We start from the raw sequence: 18885 nt of genomic DNA, 5'->3' as shown, positions 1-18885 counted from the left end.
TATCCATATAATCGCCTGATCGCCGTTCGTTTCGAGCGAAGTCGAGAAACGTCATACGCAAAACGTTTCTCGACTTCGCTCGAAACGAACGGGAGGGCGGTTTGCCCGGATATGAAAAAGGCGGCGCCGGGATGCGGCGCCGCCTCGTTCCGTTACCGAATTGAACCGCACAACAGCGGATCGGTTCCGATCAAATCAGTTCCACTTGCCCATGGCTTCTTCCAGGTTCACGCGGATTGCCTCGAAGAACTGCTCGGTGGTCATCCACGCCTGTTCCGGACCGATCAGCAGGGCCAGATCCTTGGTCATCGCGCCGCTTTCGACGGTTTCGACGCAGACCTTCTCCAGCGTTTCGGCGAATTTGGTGACTTCCGGCGTCTCGTCGAACTTGCCGCGATAGGAAAGGCCCTGTGTCCAGGCGAAGATCGAGGCGATCGGGTTGGTCGAGGTCGCCTTGCCCTGCTGGTGCTGGCGGTAGTGGCGGGTGACGGTGCCGTGCGCGGCTTCGGCCTCGACCGTCTTGCCGTCGGGCGAGAGCAAGACGGAGGTCATGAGGCCCAGCGAGCCGAAGCCCTGCGCCACCGTGTCCGACTGGACGTCGCCATCGTAATTCTTGCAGGCCCAGACGAACTTGCCGCTCCACTTCAGGGCGGACGCGACCATGTCGTCGATCAGGCGATGTTCGTACACCGCGCCCACCGCCTTGAACTGGTCGGCGAATTCATTGTCGAACACTTCCTGGAACAGATCCTTGAAGCGGCCGTCATAGGCCTTGAGGATGGTGTTCTTGGTCGAAAGATACAGCGGCCAGCCCCGGCCCAGCGCATAGTTCATGCTGGCGCGGGCGAAATCCCGGATCGAATCGTCCAGATTGTACATGCCCATGGCGACGCCGGAGCTGGGGAAGTTGAAGACGTCCTTCTCGATCTTCTCGCCATTGGCGCCGTCCCACACCATGCGCAGCTTGCCGGGGCCGGGGACCAGGAAGTCGGTGGCGCGATATTGGTCGCCGAAGGCGTGGCGGCCGATGACGATCGGGTCGGTCCAGCCGGGGACCAAGCGGGGCACGTTGCGGATCACGATGGGTTCGCGGAACACCACGCCGCCCAGGATGTTGCGGATGGTGCCGTTGGGCGACTTCCACATTTCCTTCAGGCCGAATTCCTCGACGCGGGCTTCGTCCGGGGTGATGGTGGCGCACTTCACGCCGACGCCATGCTCCTTGATCGCGTTGGCGGAATCGATGGTGATCTGGTCGTTGGTCTCGTCGCGCTTCTCGACGCCCAGGTCATAATATTTGAGGTCGATGTCGAGATAGGGGAGGATGAGGCGCTCGCGAATCCACTGCCAGATGATCCGCGTCATTTCGTCGCCGTCGATCTCCACGACGGGGTTCTTCACCTTGATCTTAGCCATAGCGCCTGTTCCGCTTTCTTCGTTCGGGTGGAATTTGGGTCCGCACTAGGCAAAGCGGCGGCAATGTTCAACCGGCTGTGTGCGGATTCGACCGGAAATGAGCAGTCTTGGCCCCAACTTCCCTGCTCTTGCGAAGCAGGAGCAACTATAGGTCTCGACCGGATGCCCCCTCGCTTGGGTCAGGATCATTTCATGACCCTCCCGCCAGCATCGGACGTTGTCACTCCAACCGACTGTGCCTAAAGACGATGCCATGGAAAATGACGAACTGACCGTCGCGCTGGGCGGCAATGTGAAATGGCGCTTCCCTTCGGTGCATCCGGAGGGGGTGAAATTCGGCCTGATCGCGGCCGCCATCACGGCGCTGCTGTTCCTGGTCGGCTGGGAAGTGCTCGGCTGGCTGATGGTGATGGTGACGATCTGGGTGCTGGCCTTCTTCCGCGATCCGGTCCGCGCCGTGCCGCAGGACGAGCGCGCCATCGTCGCGCCCGCAGACGGGCTGGTGACGCTGATCCAGCGGGTGCCGCCGCCGCGCGAGATGGCGGGGCCGGACGGCCTGGGCGACCAGCCGATGATCCGGGTGTCGATCTTCATGAGCGTGTTCGACGTGCACATCAACCGCACGCCCATCGGCGGGACGGTGAAGTCGGTCGTCTATATTTCCGGCAAGTTCCTGAACGCCGACCTCGACAAGGCGAGCGAGGATAATGAGCGGCAGCATATCCTGGTCGAACGGCATGACGGCGTGCGCATTGGCTTCACCCAGATCGCGGGCCTTGTGGCGCGGCGGATCGTGCCCTTCGTGAAGCCGGGCGACATGGTCGCCGCCGGGCAGCGCATCGGCCTGATCCGCTTCGGCAGCCGGGTCGACGTCTATCTGCCCGCCGGAACCGCGCCCCGCGTCGTTCTGGGCCAGCGCACCGTCGCGGGCGAGACGATCCTGGGCCAGATGGGCGACATGCGGGTGATTTCGGGGATTCAGCAATAATGCGACGGCGGCGCGCCATTCCGCGAGGCCTGCGCCGGGGGATCACCCTGCGGATGGTGGCGCCCAACGCCGTGACGGCGATGGCGCTGTGCTTCGGCCTGACGGGCGTGCGCTACGGCATTTCAGGGGAGTGGGAGAGGGCCGTGCTCTCCATCCTGATCGCCGGGGTGCTGGACGGGCTGGACGGCCGCATCGCCCGGCTGCTGCGGGGCGAGAGCCGCTTCGGCGCGGAACTGGATTCGCTGTCGGACTCCATCGCTTTCGGCGTGGCGCCTGCATTGGTGCTCTATCTCTGGTCGCTCCACGCCATGCCGAAATTCGGCTGGATCTTCGCGCTGGCCCATGCCCTGTCCTGCGCGCTGCGGCTGGCGCGGTTCAACGCCAATATCGATGCGGACGTACAGCCGCATAAATCGGCCGGCTTCCTGACCGGCGTTCCCGCGCCCGCCGGGGCCGGGCTGGCCTTCGTGCCGCTCTATCTCTGGCTGGTGACGGGCGAGCCGCTGTTCCGCGCATGGTATGTGGTGGCGCCCTGGGCCGGTTTCACCGCCTTCCTGATGATCTCCAACATCGCGACCTATAGCTGGTCGGCGCTGCGCCTGCGCAAGCGCATCAGGCTGGAGGCGATTGCCCTCGCCGGATTGCTGGCCGCGCTGCTGATCACCGATCCCTGGCTGACGCTGCTGGCCCTGTGCGCCTTCTACCTCGCCCTCATCCCCTTCGGCATGCTCTCCTACGCCAGGGTGCGGCGGCAGCGGGCAGGCGAGGGGACGGCCTGATCTTCAGGCAGCCAGGGCGGCGGCCAGCACCGGAACCTCCCGCCGCGTCGAAGGGGCGGCGCGCCGGCGGCTGATCCGCAGGCGATAGACCGGCGCCTCCCGCGGGATGGGTTCGAACGTCAGCGCCGCGACCATCTTGTCATGATAGAGCATCAGCATGCCGACGATGGTTCCCGCCGCCAGCAGGAACGATCCGATGAAAACAAATGCTGCGACCAGTGCGAACATAAGCAGATCACTTTCTGTCTTGCCATTTTCACGGCATGGTTCACTATACCCAGCGCAAACCGCGTGAATCCGCTGTTTGTTCCCGATGTTCTCCTTATGTTCCATCCGGAACGGCAAGTCAACCCCTTGCATTGCTTTTCCCGGCCCGCTAAAGGCGCGCCCATTCCACATGGGAATCGACATATCCGGTGCTGCGGCGTGACGCCCAGTTCCTGATTCCCAGAGGTCAAACCGGAAGGAGAAATATTATGGCGGCACCTGTCGTCACCATGCACCAATTGATCGAGGCTGGCGCCCATTTCGGCCACCAGACCCACCGCTGGAACCCGCGCATGAAGCCGTACATCTTCGGCGAGCGCAACGGCATCCACATCCTTGACCTGTCGCAGACCGTGCCGCTGTTCGGCCGCGCGCTGGACTTCGTCTCCGCGACCGTCGCCGCCGGCGGCAAGGTGCTGTTCGTCGGCACCAAGCGCCAGGCGCAGGATCCCATCGCCGAAGCCGCCCGCAAGTCGGGCCAGCATTTCGTCAACCATCGCTGGCTGGGCGGCATGCTCACCAACTGGAAGACCATTTCCGGTTCGATCAAGCGCCTGAAGACCCTGGAAGAGAAGCTGTCGGGCGACACCCACGGCTTCACGAAGAAGGAAGTGCTCCAGATGACTCGCGAGCGCGAGAAGCTGGAACTGTCGCTGGGCGGCATCCGCGACATGAACGGCATTCCCGACGTCATGTTCGTGATCGACGCCAACAAGGAAGAACTGGCGATCAAGGAAGCCAACACGCTGGGCATTCCGGTCGTCGCAATCCTCGATTCGAACGTCTCGCCCGACGGCATCGCCTTCCCGGTTCCGGCGAACGATGACGCCAGCCGCGCCATCCGCCTCTATTGCGACGCCATCGCCGCCGCCGCCACCAAGGGCAACCGCGGCGCGCAGCAGGCTTCGGGCGTCGACCTCGGCGCTCTGGACGAGCCCGCCGCTGAAGAGGTCGTTGTCGAAGCCTGATATTTCCTTTTCCGTTTGGGCTGAGCCTGTCGAAGCCCTCCTCTTCTTTTGAAGAGGCGCGGCCCCCAGGGCGGACGGAGACGGGAAACGGAGACTTCGAACTGAAAGATTGACGGCGTAGGGCGCACTCTTCCGGAGATGCGCCCTCCCGCATATTTGAACCATCCGAAACATTTAGGAGCCGAAACATGGCCGAAATTACCGCTGCCGCCGTCAAGGAACTGCGCGACCGTTCGGGCGCGGGCATGATGGATTGCAAGAAGGCGCTCACCGAAGCCAATGGCGATATCGAGGCCGCGACCGACTGGCTGCGCGCCAAGGGCCTGGCCGCCGCGCAGAAGAAGTCCAGCCGCACCGCAGCCGAGGGCCTGGTCGGCGTGGCCGTCGCCGGGACCAAGGGCGTCGCCGTCGAGGTGAACAGCGAAACCGACTTCGTCGCCAAGAACGACCAGTTCCAGGATTTCGTCCGCACCGTGTCGGCCATCGCGCTGGAACAGGGCGTGGCCGATGCCGAAGCGCTGTCGAGCGCCGCCTATCCGTCGGGCGGCACCGTCGCTGAAAAGCTGGTCGCCAACATCGCCACCATCGGCGAGAACCAGACCCTGCGCCGCGTCGGCCAGGTCGAGGTGAGCCAGGGCGTGGTCGTTCCCTATGTCCACAACGCCGCCGCTCCGGGCCTGGGCAAGATCGGCGTTCTGGTCGCGCTGGAGGGCGACGCCCCGGCCGACGTTCTGGAGCCGCTGGGCAAGCAGATCGCGATGCATATCGCCGCCGCCTTCCCGCTGGCCCTGTCGGCCGCCGACATCGATCCCGCCCTGCTGGAGCGCGAGCGCGCCATCGCCGCCGAAAAGGCCGCCGAATCGGGCAAGCCCGCCGAGATCGTCGCCAAGATGGTCGACGGCGCGGTCGCCAAGTTCGCCAAGGAGCAGGCCCTGCTCAGCCAGCTCTTCGTGATGGACAACAAGACCCCGGTCGCCGATGTCGTCGCCAAGGCGGCGAAGGAAGCCGGCGCGTCGATCACGCTGAAAAACTATGTCCGCTTCCAGCTCGGCGAAGGCATCGAGAAGGAAACGAGCGACTTCGCCGCCGAAGTGGCTGCGGCCGCGGGCGTCTGATCCGATAGACGGTTCGCTTCGGGCGGTGTCGGGAGGCTGAGGCCGCTCGACAAGCCGGAAGCGAACGCTAAGGAAGTTCAGGACTTAAAACCCCGCTTCCCATAATGGCGCGCGCTGCTTAAGGTGCGCGCCATTTCCTTGCCCGAATATAAAAGGAATATTGCCCCGCATGTCTCGCCCAGCCTTCAAGCGCATCCTGCTGAAACTTTCGGGCGAAGTGCTGATGGGGCAGGGGCAGTTCGGCATAGAGCCGGAGACGGTGAACCGCGTCGCGGGCGAGATCGCGGCGGCCAAGGATGCGGGCTTCGAACTGTGCGTCGTCGTCGGCGGCGGCAATATCTTCCGGGGTCTGGCGGGCGCCGCCAAGGGCTTCGACCGGGCGAGCGCCGACTATATGGGCATGCTCGCCACCGTCATGAACGCGCTGGCGGTGCAGAATGCGCTGGAAAAGCTGGGCTACGACACGCGCGTCCAGTCCGCCATTCCGATGGCGTCGGTCTGCGAACCCTATATCCGGCGCAAGGCGGTGCGGCATATGGAGAAGGGACGGATCGTCATCTTCGCGGCGGGCACCGGCAGCCCCTTCTTCACCACGGACACCACGGCGGCGCTGCGGGCGGCCGAAATGGATTGCGACGCCCTGTTCAAGGGGACCAGCGTCGACGGCATCTACAATGCCGATCCCAAGAAGGTGCCGGATGCGGCCCGCTATGAAGCGATCAGCTTCGACCAGGTGCTGAACGACAATCTGAAGGTCATGGACGCGAGCGCCATTGCCCTTTGCCGCGAAAACAATATTCCCATCGTCGTGTTCAACATCCGCGAAACCGGCAATCTGGCGAAGGTGCTGGCCGGCGACGGTGTGGCGACGATCGTGCAAAATCAGGAGCGCTGAAAGAAAATGGCTCAATATGACAAGGCCGACCTCGAACGCCGCATGGCGGGCGCCGTCGAATCGCTGAAGGGCGATCTGTCGGGCCTGCGCACCGGCCGGGCGAATATCCAGCTTCTCGATCCGGTGACGGTCGAGGTTTATGGCGCGCATATGCCGCTCAATCAGGTCGCGACCGTTTCCGCGCCCGAACCGCGCATGCTGTCGGTCCAGGTGTGGGACAAGAGCAATGTCGGCCCCGTCGACAAGGCGATCCGTTCGGCGGGCCTGGGCCTCAACCCCATTGTCGACGGCCAGACGCTGCGCCTGCCCATCCCCGACCTGACGGAGGAACGCCGCAAGGAACTGGCCAAGCTCGCCAGCAAATATGCGGAGGGCGCCCGCATCGCCGTCCGCAATGTCCGCCGCGACGGCATGGACAGCCTGAAGACCGACGAGAAGAAGGGCGAGATCAGCGAGGACGAGCGCAAGCGCAAGGAAACCGAGGTTCAGAAGCTGACCGACAGCACCATAGCGGACATCGACGCGGCGACTGCGGCGAAGGAGAAGGAAATTCTCGGTCAGTGATCCGGGGCTTTCCTTTCGCGGCCAAAGCACGCATTCCTGTCTGATGGCCACCCAAGCCAAACCCGATCTGACCAGCGGCGCGCCGGACCATGGCGCTCGTCACGTTGCTATTATCATGGACGGCAACGGACGCTGGGCGAAAAAGCGCTTCCTGCCGCGCATCGCCGGGCATCGCGCCGGGGTGGAGGCGGTGCGCCGCGTCGCCCGCGCCGCGCGGGAGCTGGGCCTGGAATGCCTGACGCTCTACGCCTTTTCCTCGGAAAACTGGAAACGTCCGGCCAGCGAGGTCACGGACCTGATGGGCCTTTTGCGCCATTTCATCCAGTCCGACCTCGATGAATTCCATGCCAATGGCGTGCGGCTGCGCATCATCGGCAATTATCGGGCGCTCGACCCTTCGCTCGTCGATCTGATCGACAATGCGGTGGCGCGGACCGCCGGGAACAGCGGGCCGATCCTTGCCATAGCGCTGAACTATGGCGCGCAGGACGAGCTGGTGCGCATGGCGCAGACGCTGGCGCGCCGGGTGGCCGCCGGCGAGATCGCGGCGGAGGAGATCGGCCTCGCGGATGTCGATGCGGCGCTCTACACCGCCGACCTGCCGCCGCTGGACCTGATGATCCGGACGTCGGGGGAACAGCGGCTCAGCAACTTCATGCTGTGGCAAGCCGCCTATGCGGAGCTTTACTTCACGGACATTCTGTGGCCGGATTTCGATGGGCGGGCGCTGGCCGCCGCACTGGACGCCTTCCGCCTGAGGGACCGCCGTTTCGGCGGACTGTGACCGGCATGTCGAGCGAGCTTCGCACCCGCGCGATCGTCAGCGTCGTGCTCATCCTCGTAGCGTTGGCAGCCCTGTTTTCGGGCGGTTTCCTGTTCTGGATGCTGCTGTCCGTGGCGGGCGTGCTGATGCAGGGGGAATGGGGCGACCTGACCGGAGCCACGCCGGAGAACCGCAAGCTGGCGATGTTCGCCGTCTCGGTGCCGCTGGCGATCCTTTGCCCCGTGGCGGCCGGCGTGTCCTGGCTTGCCTTCACGCTGATGGCGGCGGCCTTCTTCTTCGTCGCGCTGGTCGGTCGGTCGATCAGGCTGGCGCTGGGCGTTCCCTATATCGTCGTGCCGGTGATGGCGCTGCTGTTCCTGCGCGAACAGGCGCCCAATCTTCAGGGGCTGCTGCTGACCCTGTGGGCGCTGGGCCTTGTCTGGGCGACGGACATCGGCGCTTATTTCGCCGGCCGGTCGATCGGCGGGCCGAAGCTGGCGCCGCGCGTCAGCCCGTCCAAGACCTGGGCGGGCCTGGGCGGCGGCGTGCTGGCGGCGCTGACGGTGGGTTTCCTGCTCCATCGGTTCGCCGACCTGCCGGTTCAGCTCGCGGCGGCGAGCGGCCTGCTGGCGGTGGCGGCGCAATTGGGCGACCTGCTGGAAAGCTGGATGAAGCGCCGGGCAGGCGTCAAGGACAGCGGGACGCTGCTGCCCGGCCATGGCGGCGTGATGGACCGGCTGGACGGCGTGGTCGCCGCCGCGCCGCTGGCCGCGATCTGCTATATGATCCTGGTGCAACTGCCATGAGGAAGGTGTCGATCTTCGGCGCGACCGGATCGGTCGGCATGTCCACGCTGGACCTGATTCAGCGCGATCCGGACAGTTATCAGGTCGTCGCCCTGACCGCGCACAGCGATGTGGCGGGCCTGGCCGCCGCAGCCCGGCAGAGCAATGCCGCCGTCGCGGTGATCGGGGACGAGGCGCATTATGAGGCGTTGAAGGACGCGCTGCGCGGTTCCGGGACGGAGGCGGCGGCGGGCGAAGGCGCGCTGGTCGACGCGGCGGGCGCCGGCGCCGACTGGAGCATGGCCGCCATCGTCGGTTGCGCCGGGCTGCGCCCGACCATGGCGGCGTTGAAGGCGGGCGGCACGGTGGCGCTGGCCAACAAGGAATCGCTGGTGTCGGCGGGCGCGCTGATGATGGACGCCGTCGGCGCATCGGGCGCGACGCTGCTGCCGGTCGACAGCGAGCATAACGCCATATTCCAATGCCTTGCGGGCAGCCGCTTGGAGGATGTGGCAAGGATCACGCTGACGGCCAGCGGCGGCCCCTTCCGCACCCGCAGCCGGGAGGAGATGCGCGGCATCACGCCCGCGCAGGCTGTCGCCCATCCCAACTGGTCGATGGGCGCGAAGATCAGCGTCGACAGCGCGACGATGATGAACAAGGGGCTGGAACTGATCGAGGCGGCGCACCTCTTCCCGGTCGGGCTGGACCGGATCGAGATACTCGTCCATCCGCAATCCGTCATCCATTCCATGGTCGAATATCGCGACCGATCCACGCTGGCGCAGCTCGGTTCGCCCGACATGCGCATTCCCATCGCCCATGCGCTGGCCTGGCCGGACCGGATCGCCACGCCCTGCCAGCCGCTGGACCTCGCCCGGATCGGCCGCCTGGACTTCGAGGCGCCGGATGAGGATCGCTTCCCCGCGCTGCGGCTGACCCGGCAGGCGGCGGAGGCGGCGGGCGCCGCGCCGGCCATATTGAACGCGGCCAATGAGGTCGCCGTCGCCGCCTTCCTGAAAGGGGCCATAGGCTTCCTTGATATCGCCATGATTGTGGAGGATGTCCTGAACCGCTATAGCGCGCCTGTGCCCCGCCGGATCGACGATGTGCTGGAAGCGGATGCGCAGGCGCGTAATATGGCTGCACAAGTGATGGAAAGATTGACCGCTTGATCCAGAATCCCGGTTTTCTGTTGACCGTAGTCGCATTCGTGGCGGTCATCGGACCGCTCGTCTTCGTGCATGAGCTGGGCCATTATCTGGTGGGCCGCTGGTGCGGCGTGAAGGCGGAAGCCTTTTCCATCGGATTCGGCCCGGAAATCGCCGCATGGACCGACAGGCGCGGCACGCGCTGGCGCCTGGGGGCGCTGCCGCTGGGCGGCTATGTGCGGTTCAAGGGCGACATGAACGCGGCGAGCCAGGCCGATCCGCGCTGGTTGGAAATGCCCGCCGCAGAACGGGCCGAGAGCTTCCCGGCCAAGCCATTGTGGCAGCGGGCGGCCATCGTCGCGGCTGGCCCCGCGATCAATTTCCTCTTCGCCATCCTGATCCTGGCCGCCTTCGCCTTCGTCCATGGCGAGAGCCGCACGCCTGCGGTCGCCGGGCAGGTGCAGCCGGGCAGCGCGGCCGCCGCGGCGGGGATCGTCGCCGGGGACCGCATCGTCTCGCTCAACGGCCGGGAAATGGCGACCTTCGACGATATCCGCCTGTTCGCGCAGATCCGCCCCGGCGAACCCGTCACCGTCCTGATCGACCGGCAGGGCAAGCTGTTCGAAAAACAGGGCAGGGTCGGCGCGGTCGAGGAAGATGACGGCTTCGGCAACAAGTTCCGCATCGGCCGTCTCGGCATCGCGCCGGGCGAGCCGGTGATAGAGCCGGTCAGCCTGATCCGCGCCCCCGTCGTCGCCATCGAACGCACCGGCCAGATCATCCGCACCATGGTGGAGACGCTGGGCCAGATCGTAGGCGGCGGCCGGTCGGTCAAGGAACTGGGCGGCCCGCTCAAGATCGCGGAGGTTTCGGGTCAGGCGGCGACTTTGGGGATGGAAAGCTTCGTCTTCTTCATGGCGCTCATCTCGATTAACTTGGGGTTCATCAACCTCTTGCCAATCCCCATGCTGGATGGCGGCCATCTGCTGTTCTACGGGGTGGAGGCGATACAGCGGCGGCCGGTCAGCCCGCAGGTGCAGGAATGGGCCTATCGGTCGGGACTGGCGGTCCTGCTGGCGATGATGGTGCTGGTAACGTTCAACGATTTATCCTCTTTCGGTCTTTGGGATCGTCTGTCCGGCTTGATCGGCTGAGCCGTATCGGGCAGGAGGACGCGATTTCACGCCTTTTTTCCCGACGTGAACGATATGTTGCTTTTTTGTAGAAGGTGGAGCGGGTGACAGCGATGATGAGCAGCAACAGGCAGCGCCCGGTCGTCGTGGCCCTGTTGGCGACCACGATGATCGCGGGCATGTCTGCCGTGCCTGCGATGGCGCAAAATGCCCCGCCGGCTGCCGCGCCCGCGCCTGTTCCCGCCGTCGCGCCCGCGGGCACGATCCGCGCCATCTCCGTCACCGGCCAGCAGCGGCTGGAGCCGGACACGGTGCTGTCCTACACCAAGCTGCGCATCGGCCAGTCCTTCACCCAGGAATCGCTCGACCAGGCGCTACGCGACCTTTACGAGACGGAACTGTTCGCCGACGTCCAGATCCGCAACGACAATGGCGCGCTGACCGTCGAGGTGAAGGAAAACCCGGTCATCAACCGCATCGTCCTTGAAGGTAATAAGCGCCTCAAGGAAGACAAGATACGTCCTGAAATAAAACTGGCTCCGCGCCAGATCTATACTCGGTCGAAGGTGCGCGCCGACGTCGCCCGCATCATCGAACTCTATCGCCGCCAGGGCCGCTTCGCCGCCACGGTCGAACCGAAGATGGTGCAGCTCGACCAGAACCGCGTCGACATCGTCTTCGAAATCTCCGAAGGGCCGAAATCCAAGGTCCGCCAGATCAACATCATCGGCAATGAGAAGTTCAAGGACGGCGAACTGCGCAGCCAGATGGTGACGAAGCAGTCGCGCTGGTTCCGCATCTTCTCCTCCGGCACCAGCTACGATCCCGACCGGCTGGCTTATGACCAGCAGAAGCTGCGCCAATTCTACCTGACCGAAGGCTATGCCGATTTCCGCGTGATCTCCGCCGTGGCGGAACTGACGCCGGACAAGCAGGACTTCATCATCACCTATGTGGTGGAGGAAGGGCAGCGCTACAAATTCGGCGACGTGAAGGTCAACAGCGACATTCGCGACCTGTCCGGCGATTCGCTGACCAGGATGCTGCCGATGAAGAAGGGCGACTGGTACAACGCCAAGCAGGTCGAGGACACGGTCGACACGCTGAGCGAGACGGCGGGCCTGTTCGGCTACGCCTTCGCGGACGTCCAGCCGGACTTCCAGCGCGACAAGGACACGCTGACGATGGGGATCGATTTCCGCATCGCCAACGCGCCCCGCGTCTATGTCGAGCGGGTCGACATCAACGGCAACACGCTGACCCAGGACAAGGTCGTGCGCCGCGAATTCCGCCTGGCGGAGGGCGACGCCTTCAACAGCTTCCTCGTCAAGCGGTCGAAGGACCGCATCAATTCGCTCGGCTTCTTCCAGGAAAAGCTGGACATCGAGCAGAAGCCCGGCTCCGCGCCCGACCGCATCGTCCTGGAAACCAATGTGCAGGAAAAATCGACCGGCGAACTGTCGCTGTCGGCCGGTTTCTCCTCTCTGGAGCGCTTCATAGTATCGGCGTCGATCACCCAGCGCAACTTCCGCGGCAAGGGGCAGGAACTGCGCACCAGCGTCAACTATTCGGCTTATTCCAAGTCGGTGGAAGTGGGCTTCACCGAGCCTTATTTCATGGACAGGAACATCGCGCTGGGCGGCGACATCTACCGCCGCGACCTCAACAGCTTCCGTTATCTGAACAATAACGACCGCGACACCACCTATGAGCAGACGACGACCGGCTTCCAGCTTCGCGCTGGCGTGCCGATTACGGAATATATGTCGCTGGCGCTGCGTTACACGCTGAACCTGGACGATGTTACGCTCGACAAGGACAGTTACTACTCCGATCCCGACGGCGCGGGTCCGCTGGGGCTTCAGTGCGATCCGCTGCTCGCCGGCCGCTATCTTTGCGACGCCATCGGCAAGCGGACGACGTCGTCCCTTGGCTATTCGCTGATCTACGATACCCGCGACAACCGCATTCGCCCGACGCGAGGCCATAATGTGGTTCTGAGCCAGGACTTCGCCGGTCTGGGCGGCAGCGTCAAATATGTGCGCACGCGGTTGAATGGCTCCAAATATTGGCCGGTCGGCGGCGGGTTCATCTTCTCCGTCTCGGCGGAGGGCGGCTATATCCACAGCCTTGAGGGCGACCGTCGCGACGCTTCGAACGAACTGGTCGACAAGGTTCGCCTGACCGACCGATTCTTCCTGGGCAATCCGCAGATTCGCGGTTTCGACATTCGCGGCATCGGGCCTCGCGTGAAGCGCTATTACCTGCAGTCGCAAACCAACCCGGACGGCAGCATCACCTATGTTCGGGGCGAGGGGAACAATAATGTTTCCGACGACGCGCTGGGCGGCAAGGCCTATTATCTGGCGCGGGCGGAAATGGAAATTCCGCTGGGATCGGGCGCTCGCGAAATGGGCCTGCGCCCGTCGATCTTCGCCGACGTCGGCGCGGTCGCGGGATTGCGCAATCCCCGCACGACGAATTCGAACGGCATCTGCGCCGACAACACGACCGGCTCGCGCAGCGAAGCGGGCACTCCGGGCACATGCGGAACCGGCCAGACCCTCCTGATCGGGCCGTTCGAGGAAGAATATCTGGGCGATACGCTGAAACCGCGCGTCGCCGTGGGCTTCGGCGTCAACTGGAACTCGCCCTTCGGGCCGTTCCGCATCGACATCGCCAAGGCCCTGCTCAAGGAACCAGGGGACGACACTCAGCTAATCAGCTTCAACGTAGGGACTCAATTCTGATGAAGACCATTTTCAAGGCCGCCGCGCTGGTTCTGGCGCCGATGACCGCCATGGCGCTGACCAGCGTCCCGGCCGCAGCCCAGTCGAAGACCGGCATCGCCGTCGTCGACCTGCAACGCGCCGTCGCCACCAGCTCGGCCTATTCGACCGCGCGCACGCAGATCCAGACGACCTACAAGGCGCAGATCGACGGCTTCACCGCGCGCAAGAACGCCATCGACGCCGACCTAAAGGCCAAGGGCACGGCCCTGGAAGCCGCGATGAAGGCCGCCGGCGGCAAGCCGACCCCGGCGATCCAGACGCAATATGAGGCTTATCAGAAGGCCGGTCAGGACGGCCAGGCCGAATTGCAGCGCCTGGGCCAACCGATCGCGCTCGCCAACGCCTATGTCGAGGAGCAGATTTCGGCCAAGCTGTCGGACGCGCTGAAATCCGCCATGACCAAGGCCAAGGTCGACCTGATCCTGTCGCCCGACGCGACCGTGTCCTATCAGCCGACCGTCGACATCACCCAATCGGTGGTGGCCGAACTCAACGCGCTGGTGCCCAGCGTCGGCATCACGCCGCCGGCCGGCTGGCAGCCGGGCCGTCAGGGCCAGGCCGCTGCCGCCCCTGCCGCTGCGCCCGCCAATCCGTCGCAGCAGCCGGCCTCGCGCTGATCGCCGGATGACGGATCAGGTTGACAATGCCGCCGCCGTCGGCCCCATCGATATTCGTGGGGTGATGGCGGCGCTGCCGCACCGTTATCCGATGCTGCTCGTCGACCGCGTGATTTCGCTCGTGCCGAACAGCACGATCCACGCGGTCAAGGCGGTGTCGATCAACGAGGGTTTCTTCCAGGGGCATTTCCCCGGCCGGCCGATCATGCCCGGCGTGCTGATCGTGGAAGCGATGGCGCAGGCCGCCGGCGTGCTGACGGTCGAGACGATGGACCTGCGCGGTTCGGGCAAGCTCGTCTATTTCATGAGCATCGATGGGGCGAAGTTCCGCAACCCGGTGGAGCCGGGCTGCCTGCTCGACCTGCATGTCGACCTGGTCCAGATTCGCGGCCGCGTCTGCAAGTTCACGGGCAAGGCGATGGTGGAGGGCAAGCTCTGCGCCGAGGCCAGCTTCGTCGCGATGATCGCCGACCCGCCGGTGGATTGAGACGCCGCGGCGCTCGGAATATCCCGTCATTCCCGCGCAGGCGGGAAGACGGATCGCTGTGGTCGGGAAAGGCCACTCCACCCCTTGCTTTTGCGCGCATTCCCATGTAACGGCGCGCCTTCGCTAGTTTTACGCATCCATGGCCGGTCGGAAACCGGCCCATAGACGGAGCAGACCCATGAAGGCCGATACGCATCCCGATTACCACTTCATCACCGTCCAGATGACCGACGGCACGACCTTCCGCACCCGCTCCACCTGGGGCAAGGAAGGCGACACGCTGGCGCTCGACATCGACCCCAAGTCGCACCCGGCCTGGACCGGCGGCACCCGCCAGCTTGAGCAGGGCGGCCAGGTGGCTCGCTTCAACAAGCGCTTCGGCGGCCTGACGCTGAAGAAGTAATCGGCCTTCCAAAGGCAGGACAGAAAAGGGCGCCTCTAGGGGCGCCCTTTTTGTTGTGCGTGGGAGTGGGTTTGGGTCAATTCCCGTCATCAGTTTCCCGTCACCCCGGGCTTGACCCTGGGTCCCGCTGCCTTTTCCAGACGTGCACCCGAAAGAAAGCGGGACCCCGGATCAAGTCCGGGGTGACGAATAGGGGAGTGCCCGCTTCCCACCCCCATCAGCCATCCCAGGCATCAAGCCGCCGCCCGGTCCTCGTCCAGAAACGCGGCGACATCGTCCAGCACGACATCCTTCGACAGGAAGGTCCGCCCGATTCCCCGCGCCAGCAGGAAGGGCAGGGTGCCCGCCGCCATCTTCTTGTCGTGCAGCATATGCGCGACCAGCGCCGCGCCGTCCGCCTTCACATGCGCGCCCGCAAGGTCGTGCGGCAGGCCGACGGCCTTCAGATGCGCCGTCACCCGCTCCGCATCCTCCGCCGGGCACAGGCCGAGCCGCGCCGAATAGCGGAAGGCAAGAGCCATGCCCGCCGCGACGCCTTCGCCATGGAGCAGAAGGTCGGAAAAGCCGGTGTCGGCCTCCAGCGCATGGCCGAAAGTATGGCCAAGGTTCAGCAAGGCCCGCCGTCCGGAGGTTTCCCGCTCGTCATCGGCGACAATCGCCGCCTTGGCGGCCACGCTGCGCTCGATGGCATATTCGCGTGCCTGGACGTCGCCGGCCAGCAGGTCGTGCCCCTTCGCCTCGCACCAGGCGAAGAAATCCGGGTCATCGATCAACCCATATTTCACGACCTCGGCATAGCCCGCCCGCGTCTCTCGCGCCGGCAGCGTGTCGAGCGTCGAGGGATCGATCAGAACCAGCGACGGCTGGTAGAAGCTGCCGACCAGATTCTTGCCCGCCTTGCTATTGATCGCGGTCTTGCCGCCGACAGAACTGTCCACCTGCGCCAGCAGGGTCGTCGGCACCTGGATGAAATGGCAGCCGCGCTTCAGGATCGAGGCGGCGAAGCCCACCAGGTCGCCGATCACGCCGCCGCCCAGCGCCACCACATGGTCGCCGCGCTCGATCTCCAGCGCCAGCAGCGCGTCGAGCAGTTCCTCCAAGTGGCGCCAGCTCTTGGTCTGCTCGCCCGGCGGCAGGATCACCGGCTCCACCGCCACGCCCGCGTCGCGCAGGCTGGCCTCCAGCCGGGGAAGCTGCGCGGCGGCGACATGCAGGTCGGTCACGACCACCAGCCGTCCTTTTCGCGCATGGCGCGCCAGATGGGAACCCGCCCGGTCCAGCACGCCCTGTTCGATCACGATGTCGTAACTGCGCGAATCCAGCGCGACGCGGACTATGGCCATTGGGAAAGCTGCTCCATGATGCTGTCGACCGCGACGTCATGCGGCGCGGCAGCGCTTTTCACGTGAATGGGGCAGAGCGCGTAGACCGGGTTGCGGATCGCCGCCAGTTCGGTCAGCACGGCGCGCGGATCTTTGCCCTTCAGCAGCGGCCGCCCCTCGCGGCGCGACACCCGGTCGACCAGCGTGTCGATGTCGGCGTTCAGCCAGATCGCCAGCGCATGATCCAGGATCAGCGCCCGCGTCTCCTCCTGCATGAAGGCGCCGCCGCCGGTGGCGATGACCTTGGGCTCGCCGTCCATCAGCCGGGCGATCACGCGCCGTTCGCCGTCGCGGAAATAGGCCTCGCCATAGCGCTCGAACATCTCGCTGATCGTCATGCCTGCGGCTTTTTCGATCTCCTCGTCCGCATCGACGAAATCCACGTCCAGCCGTGCCGCCAGCCGCCGCCCGACGGTCGATTTGCCCACGCCCATCATGCCCACCAGGACGATGGGGCCGCGCTTCGCTCGCGCATCGGCGGATTTGCTGTTTCGCTGCATGGCGAGCGGGGCTATACATCCCCGCGCCGACAAGGCAAATCGCAACTTTCCTTATGCCCAGCCCGGCCAGAACAGGACTCATGAAGCGCAATCGTTCCTACAGCAGCTTTGAAGGCAGCTCGCGCCGCCGCAAGGCATCCCTGCCGATCCTTCCCATCATCGCGGTCGCCGTGCTGGTCGCGATCCTCGCCCTGCTCTGGTCGCGCGGCGGCGAAAAGCCGCAGGCCCGCGTGGAAAAGGTCATTCCCGCCGAAAAGCTGGGCCAGTAAAGGGCATGCAGCGGCGGCGGGTGAATGCGAAATGGGCGCTGGGCACGCTCGCGCTCGCGCTGGCGCTGCCGGTGGTCGCGCAGGAGACGCCCGAATCGCTACTGCCGCCCGGCTTCGGCGATGCGCCCGAAGCGCCGCAACCCGGCGCGCAGCCGCCGCGTCCCGCCCCCGGCACGCCTGCGCCGCCCGTCGGCCCCGCGCCCGCGACGCCGATCCTGCCGCCCAGCTTCGCCGTCACGGAAGAAGCGGGGGACAATGCAGCGGAAGCGATGAGCGAGGAGGAACTCGCCGCCGAAAAGCAGAAATATGACCTGCCCGAAAATGCGCGCCGCTCGCTCGACCGCATAGGGCCGCTGACGCCGGAGCGGCAGGGCATGGCGCCCAACGCCTTCGGCGCGCAATCGGGCCGGTTCCTCGCCACCCTGATGAAGGAGACGCGGGCGCCGATCACCTCGCGCTGGGCGTCGATCCTGCTGCGCCGGGCGCTGCTGTCCGCGACCGATACGCCCCGCGACATCGACGGCGCCGATTGGGTCGCCGAACGCGCCTGGCTGCTGCTGCGCATGGGGGAGGCGGACAGCGCCCGCCTGCTGGTGCAGAGCGTCGATTCCGACCGTTTCACCCCGCGCCTCTATGCCATCGCCATGCAGACCTATCTGGCGACGGCCGATCCGGCGGGCCTGTGTCCGCTGTCTGCGGGCGCGCTGCGGTTCAGCAAGGAACCGGGTTGGGACATGACGCGGGCCATCTGCCCGGCGCTTTCGGGGGATCAGGGTTCGGCCAGCGGCGCGCTCAACCAGGCGCAGCGGCGCGGCGTGGTGCGCGGCATCGACTATCGCCTGGCGGAAAAGGTGGTCGGCACCGGCTTCAACGCCCGCCGCTCGGTCAAGATCGAATGGGATGCGGTGGACCGGCTGACGGCCTGGCGCTTCGGCCTGGCGACAGCGCTCAATGTCGAGATTCCGGACGATCTCTATGCCACGGTCGGCCCGCATGTCCGCGCCTGGGAAGCGCGCGCGCCTGCCCTGTCGGCGGTTCGTCGCCTGCCGGGCGCCGAAGTGGCGGCTCGGCTCGGCGTCTTTTCCTCAAGGGCGCTGGTCGGTTTCTACAGCCAGTTGCAGTCCGACGGCGACCTGCCCGCCAATGCGGCCGACCGGGTGGATGCGCTGCGCACCGCCTATGCGGGGACGGGGACGGACGAGCGGCTCCAGGCGATGCGGACGCTCTGGCAGAATGAGGCGCGGCCGGATTTCGTCGGCTTGATCGCGACGGCGCGGGCTGCGGCGGCTCTGCCGGTTTCGCAGCTCAGCGCGCGCGATGCGGCCAATCTGGTCGCGGCCATGTTCACCGCAGGTTATGACCGCAGCGCGGCGCAATGGTCGCGCCTTGCGGCGCAGGCGGATGGGGACGGCGCGGCGGACCTTTGGGCCTTGCTGGCGGTCGGCGCGCCCAGCGCGGTCGTGGAGATCGGTTCGGGCCGGGTCTCCTCGTTCGCCAGGGATGCCGACCCGCGCAAGACGCAGATGCTGATCGCCGCGCTGGCGGGCCTCGCCCGGATCGATGCGCAGGACGGCGCGTCGCTGGCGCAGGATCATGGCTTCGATCTGGGGG

General features: G+C 65.6%; 20 protein-coding genes. 16 read left to right on the top strand and 4 right to left on the bottom strand.

Annotated features, from left to right (window positions below; genetic code table 11):
- Positions 1 to 195: 195 nt before the first annotated feature.
- Positions 196 to 1416 carry an NADP-dependent isocitrate dehydrogenase gene (locus L286_RS30300; protein WP_020821027.1) on the bottom strand — a complete coding sequence of 407 codons (1221 nt, stop codon included), beginning with the start codon at positions 1414 to 1416 and terminating at the stop codon, positions 196 to 198.
- Between the two features lie 253 nt (positions 1417 to 1669).
- On the opposite strand from L286_RS30300, the gene L286_RS30295 reads away from it, so the two are divergent.
- Both L286_RS30295 and L286_RS30290 read left to right on the top strand, forming a co-directional pair.
- Entirely contained in the window at positions 1670 to 2404 is a 735-nt protein-coding gene (locus L286_RS30295; RefSeq protein WP_020821028.1) for a phosphatidylserine decarboxylase, read from the top strand.
- Entirely contained in the window at positions 2404 to 3183 is a 780-nt protein-coding gene (locus tag L286_RS30290; protein WP_013040632.1) for a CDP-alcohol phosphatidyltransferase family protein, read from the top strand. The genes L286_RS30295 and L286_RS30290 overlap by 1 nt, the downstream gene beginning before the upstream one ends.
- Before the next feature lie 3 nt (positions 3184 to 3186).
- Here L286_RS30290 and L286_RS30285 read toward each other — a convergent pair whose 3' ends face one another.
- A complete protein-coding gene (locus tag L286_RS30285) occupies positions 3187 to 3411 on the bottom strand; it encodes a hypothetical protein (protein WP_021223177.1) in 225 nt (74 codons plus the stop codon).
- A gap of 248 nt (positions 3412 to 3659) precedes the next feature.
- Here L286_RS30285 and rpsB point away from each other — a divergent pair, with 248 nt between their 5' ends.
- The 12 genes from rpsB (at position 3660) to rpmE (ending at position 15123) form a co-directional block, all read left to right on the top strand.
- Complete coding sequence (gene rpsB, locus L286_RS30280) at positions 3660 to 4418, top strand: 30S ribosomal protein S2 (protein WP_007684303.1); 759 nt, start codon at positions 3660 to 3662, stop codon at positions 4416 to 4418.
- A gap of 188 nt (positions 4419 to 4606) precedes the next feature.
- Positions 4607 to 5533 carry a translation elongation factor Ts gene (gene tsf / locus L286_RS30275; protein WP_020821030.1) on the top strand — a complete coding sequence of 309 codons (927 nt, stop codon included), beginning with the start codon at positions 4607 to 4609 and terminating at the stop codon, positions 5531 to 5533.
- 169 nt (positions 5534 to 5702) lie between these two features.
- Positions 5703 to 6428 carry a UMP kinase gene (gene pyrH, locus L286_RS30270; RefSeq protein ID WP_020821031.1) on the top strand — a complete coding sequence of 242 codons (726 nt, stop codon included), beginning with the start codon at positions 5703 to 5705 and terminating at the stop codon, positions 6426 to 6428.
- 6 nt (positions 6429 to 6434) lie between these two features.
- Positions 6435 to 6992 carry a ribosome recycling factor gene (gene frr, locus L286_RS30265; protein WP_007684308.1) on the top strand — a complete coding sequence of 186 codons (558 nt, stop codon included), beginning with the start codon at positions 6435 to 6437 and terminating at the stop codon, positions 6990 to 6992.
- Between the two features lie 43 nt (positions 6993 to 7035).
- Complete coding sequence (locus tag L286_RS30260) at positions 7036 to 7776, top strand: isoprenyl transferase (protein ID WP_020821032.1); 741 nt, start codon at positions 7036 to 7038, stop codon at positions 7774 to 7776.
- Between the two features lie 5 nt (positions 7777 to 7781).
- On the top strand, positions 7782 to 8561 hold the full coding sequence (locus L286_RS30255; protein ID WP_025160635.1) for a phosphatidate cytidylyltransferase: 780 nt from the start codon (positions 7782 to 7784) through the stop codon (positions 8559 to 8561).
- Positions 8558 to 9715 (top strand): 1-deoxy-D-xylulose-5-phosphate reductoisomerase, encoded by a 1158-nt coding sequence (locus tag L286_RS30250; RefSeq protein ID WP_021223176.1) that lies wholly within the window; start codon positions 8558 to 8560, stop codon positions 9713 to 9715. The genes L286_RS30255 and L286_RS30250 overlap by 4 nt, the downstream gene beginning before the upstream one ends.
- On the top strand, positions 9712 to 10845 hold the full coding sequence (rseP, locus tag L286_RS30245) for an RIP metalloprotease RseP (protein WP_020821035.1): 1134 nt from the start codon (positions 9712 to 9714) through the stop codon (positions 10843 to 10845). Before L286_RS30250 ends, rseP begins: the two co-directional genes overlap by 4 nt.
- Positions 10846 to 10937: 92 nt before the next feature.
- Complete coding sequence (gene bamA / locus L286_RS30240) at positions 10938 to 13574, top strand: outer membrane protein assembly factor BamA (RefSeq protein ID WP_020821036.1); 2637 nt, start codon at positions 10938 to 10940, stop codon at positions 13572 to 13574.
- Positions 13574 to 14233, top strand: a complete 660-nt coding sequence (locus L286_RS30235; RefSeq protein WP_020821037.1) for an OmpH family outer membrane protein — start codon at positions 13574 to 13576, stop codon at positions 14231 to 14233. Before bamA ends, L286_RS30235 begins: the two co-directional genes overlap by 1 nt.
- A gap of 7 nt (positions 14234 to 14240) precedes the next feature.
- Complete coding sequence (gene fabZ / locus L286_RS30230; RefSeq protein ID WP_007687042.1) at positions 14241 to 14720, top strand: 3-hydroxyacyl-ACP dehydratase FabZ; 480 nt, start codon at positions 14241 to 14243, stop codon at positions 14718 to 14720.
- Positions 14721 to 14898: 178 nt separating this feature from the next.
- Positions 14899 to 15123 (top strand): 50S ribosomal protein L31, encoded by a 225-nt coding sequence (gene rpmE / locus L286_RS30225; protein ID WP_007687040.1) that lies wholly within the window; start codon positions 14899 to 14901, stop codon positions 15121 to 15123.
- A gap of 233 nt (positions 15124 to 15356) precedes the next feature.
- Here rpmE and aroB read toward each other — a convergent pair whose 3' ends face one another.
- Together aroB and L286_RS30215 are read right to left on the bottom strand one after the other, a co-directional pair.
- Positions 15357 to 16466: a 3-dehydroquinate synthase gene (aroB, locus tag L286_RS30220; protein WP_020821038.1), complete on the bottom strand. Its 1110-nt coding sequence runs from the start codon at positions 16464 to 16466 to the stop codon at positions 15357 to 15359.
- A complete protein-coding gene (locus L286_RS30215) occupies positions 16457 to 17005 on the bottom strand; it encodes a shikimate kinase (protein WP_007687035.1) in 549 nt (182 codons plus the stop codon). Before L286_RS30215 ends, aroB begins: the two co-directional genes overlap by 10 nt.
- Before the next feature lie 80 nt (positions 17006 to 17085).
- Here L286_RS30215 and L286_RS30210 point away from each other — a divergent pair, with 80 nt between their 5' ends.
- Positions 17086 to 17274, top strand: coding sequence for a hypothetical protein (locus L286_RS30210; RefSeq protein ID WP_020821039.1), 189 nt, complete (start codon positions 17086 to 17088; stop codon positions 17272 to 17274).
- A gap of 5 nt (positions 17275 to 17279) precedes the next feature.
- Positions 17280 to 18885: hypothetical protein (locus L286_RS30205; RefSeq protein WP_021223175.1), on the top strand; the 1606-nt coding region annotated here is incomplete at its 3' end.

It is taken from the genome of Sphingobium sp. HDIP04 (assembly GCF_000445085.1).
GTDB classification, from domain to species: domain Bacteria; phylum Pseudomonadota; class Alphaproteobacteria; order Sphingomonadales; family Sphingomonadaceae; genus Sphingobium; species Sphingobium indicum.
This window is presented reverse-complemented; position numbering and strand designations above follow the sequence as displayed.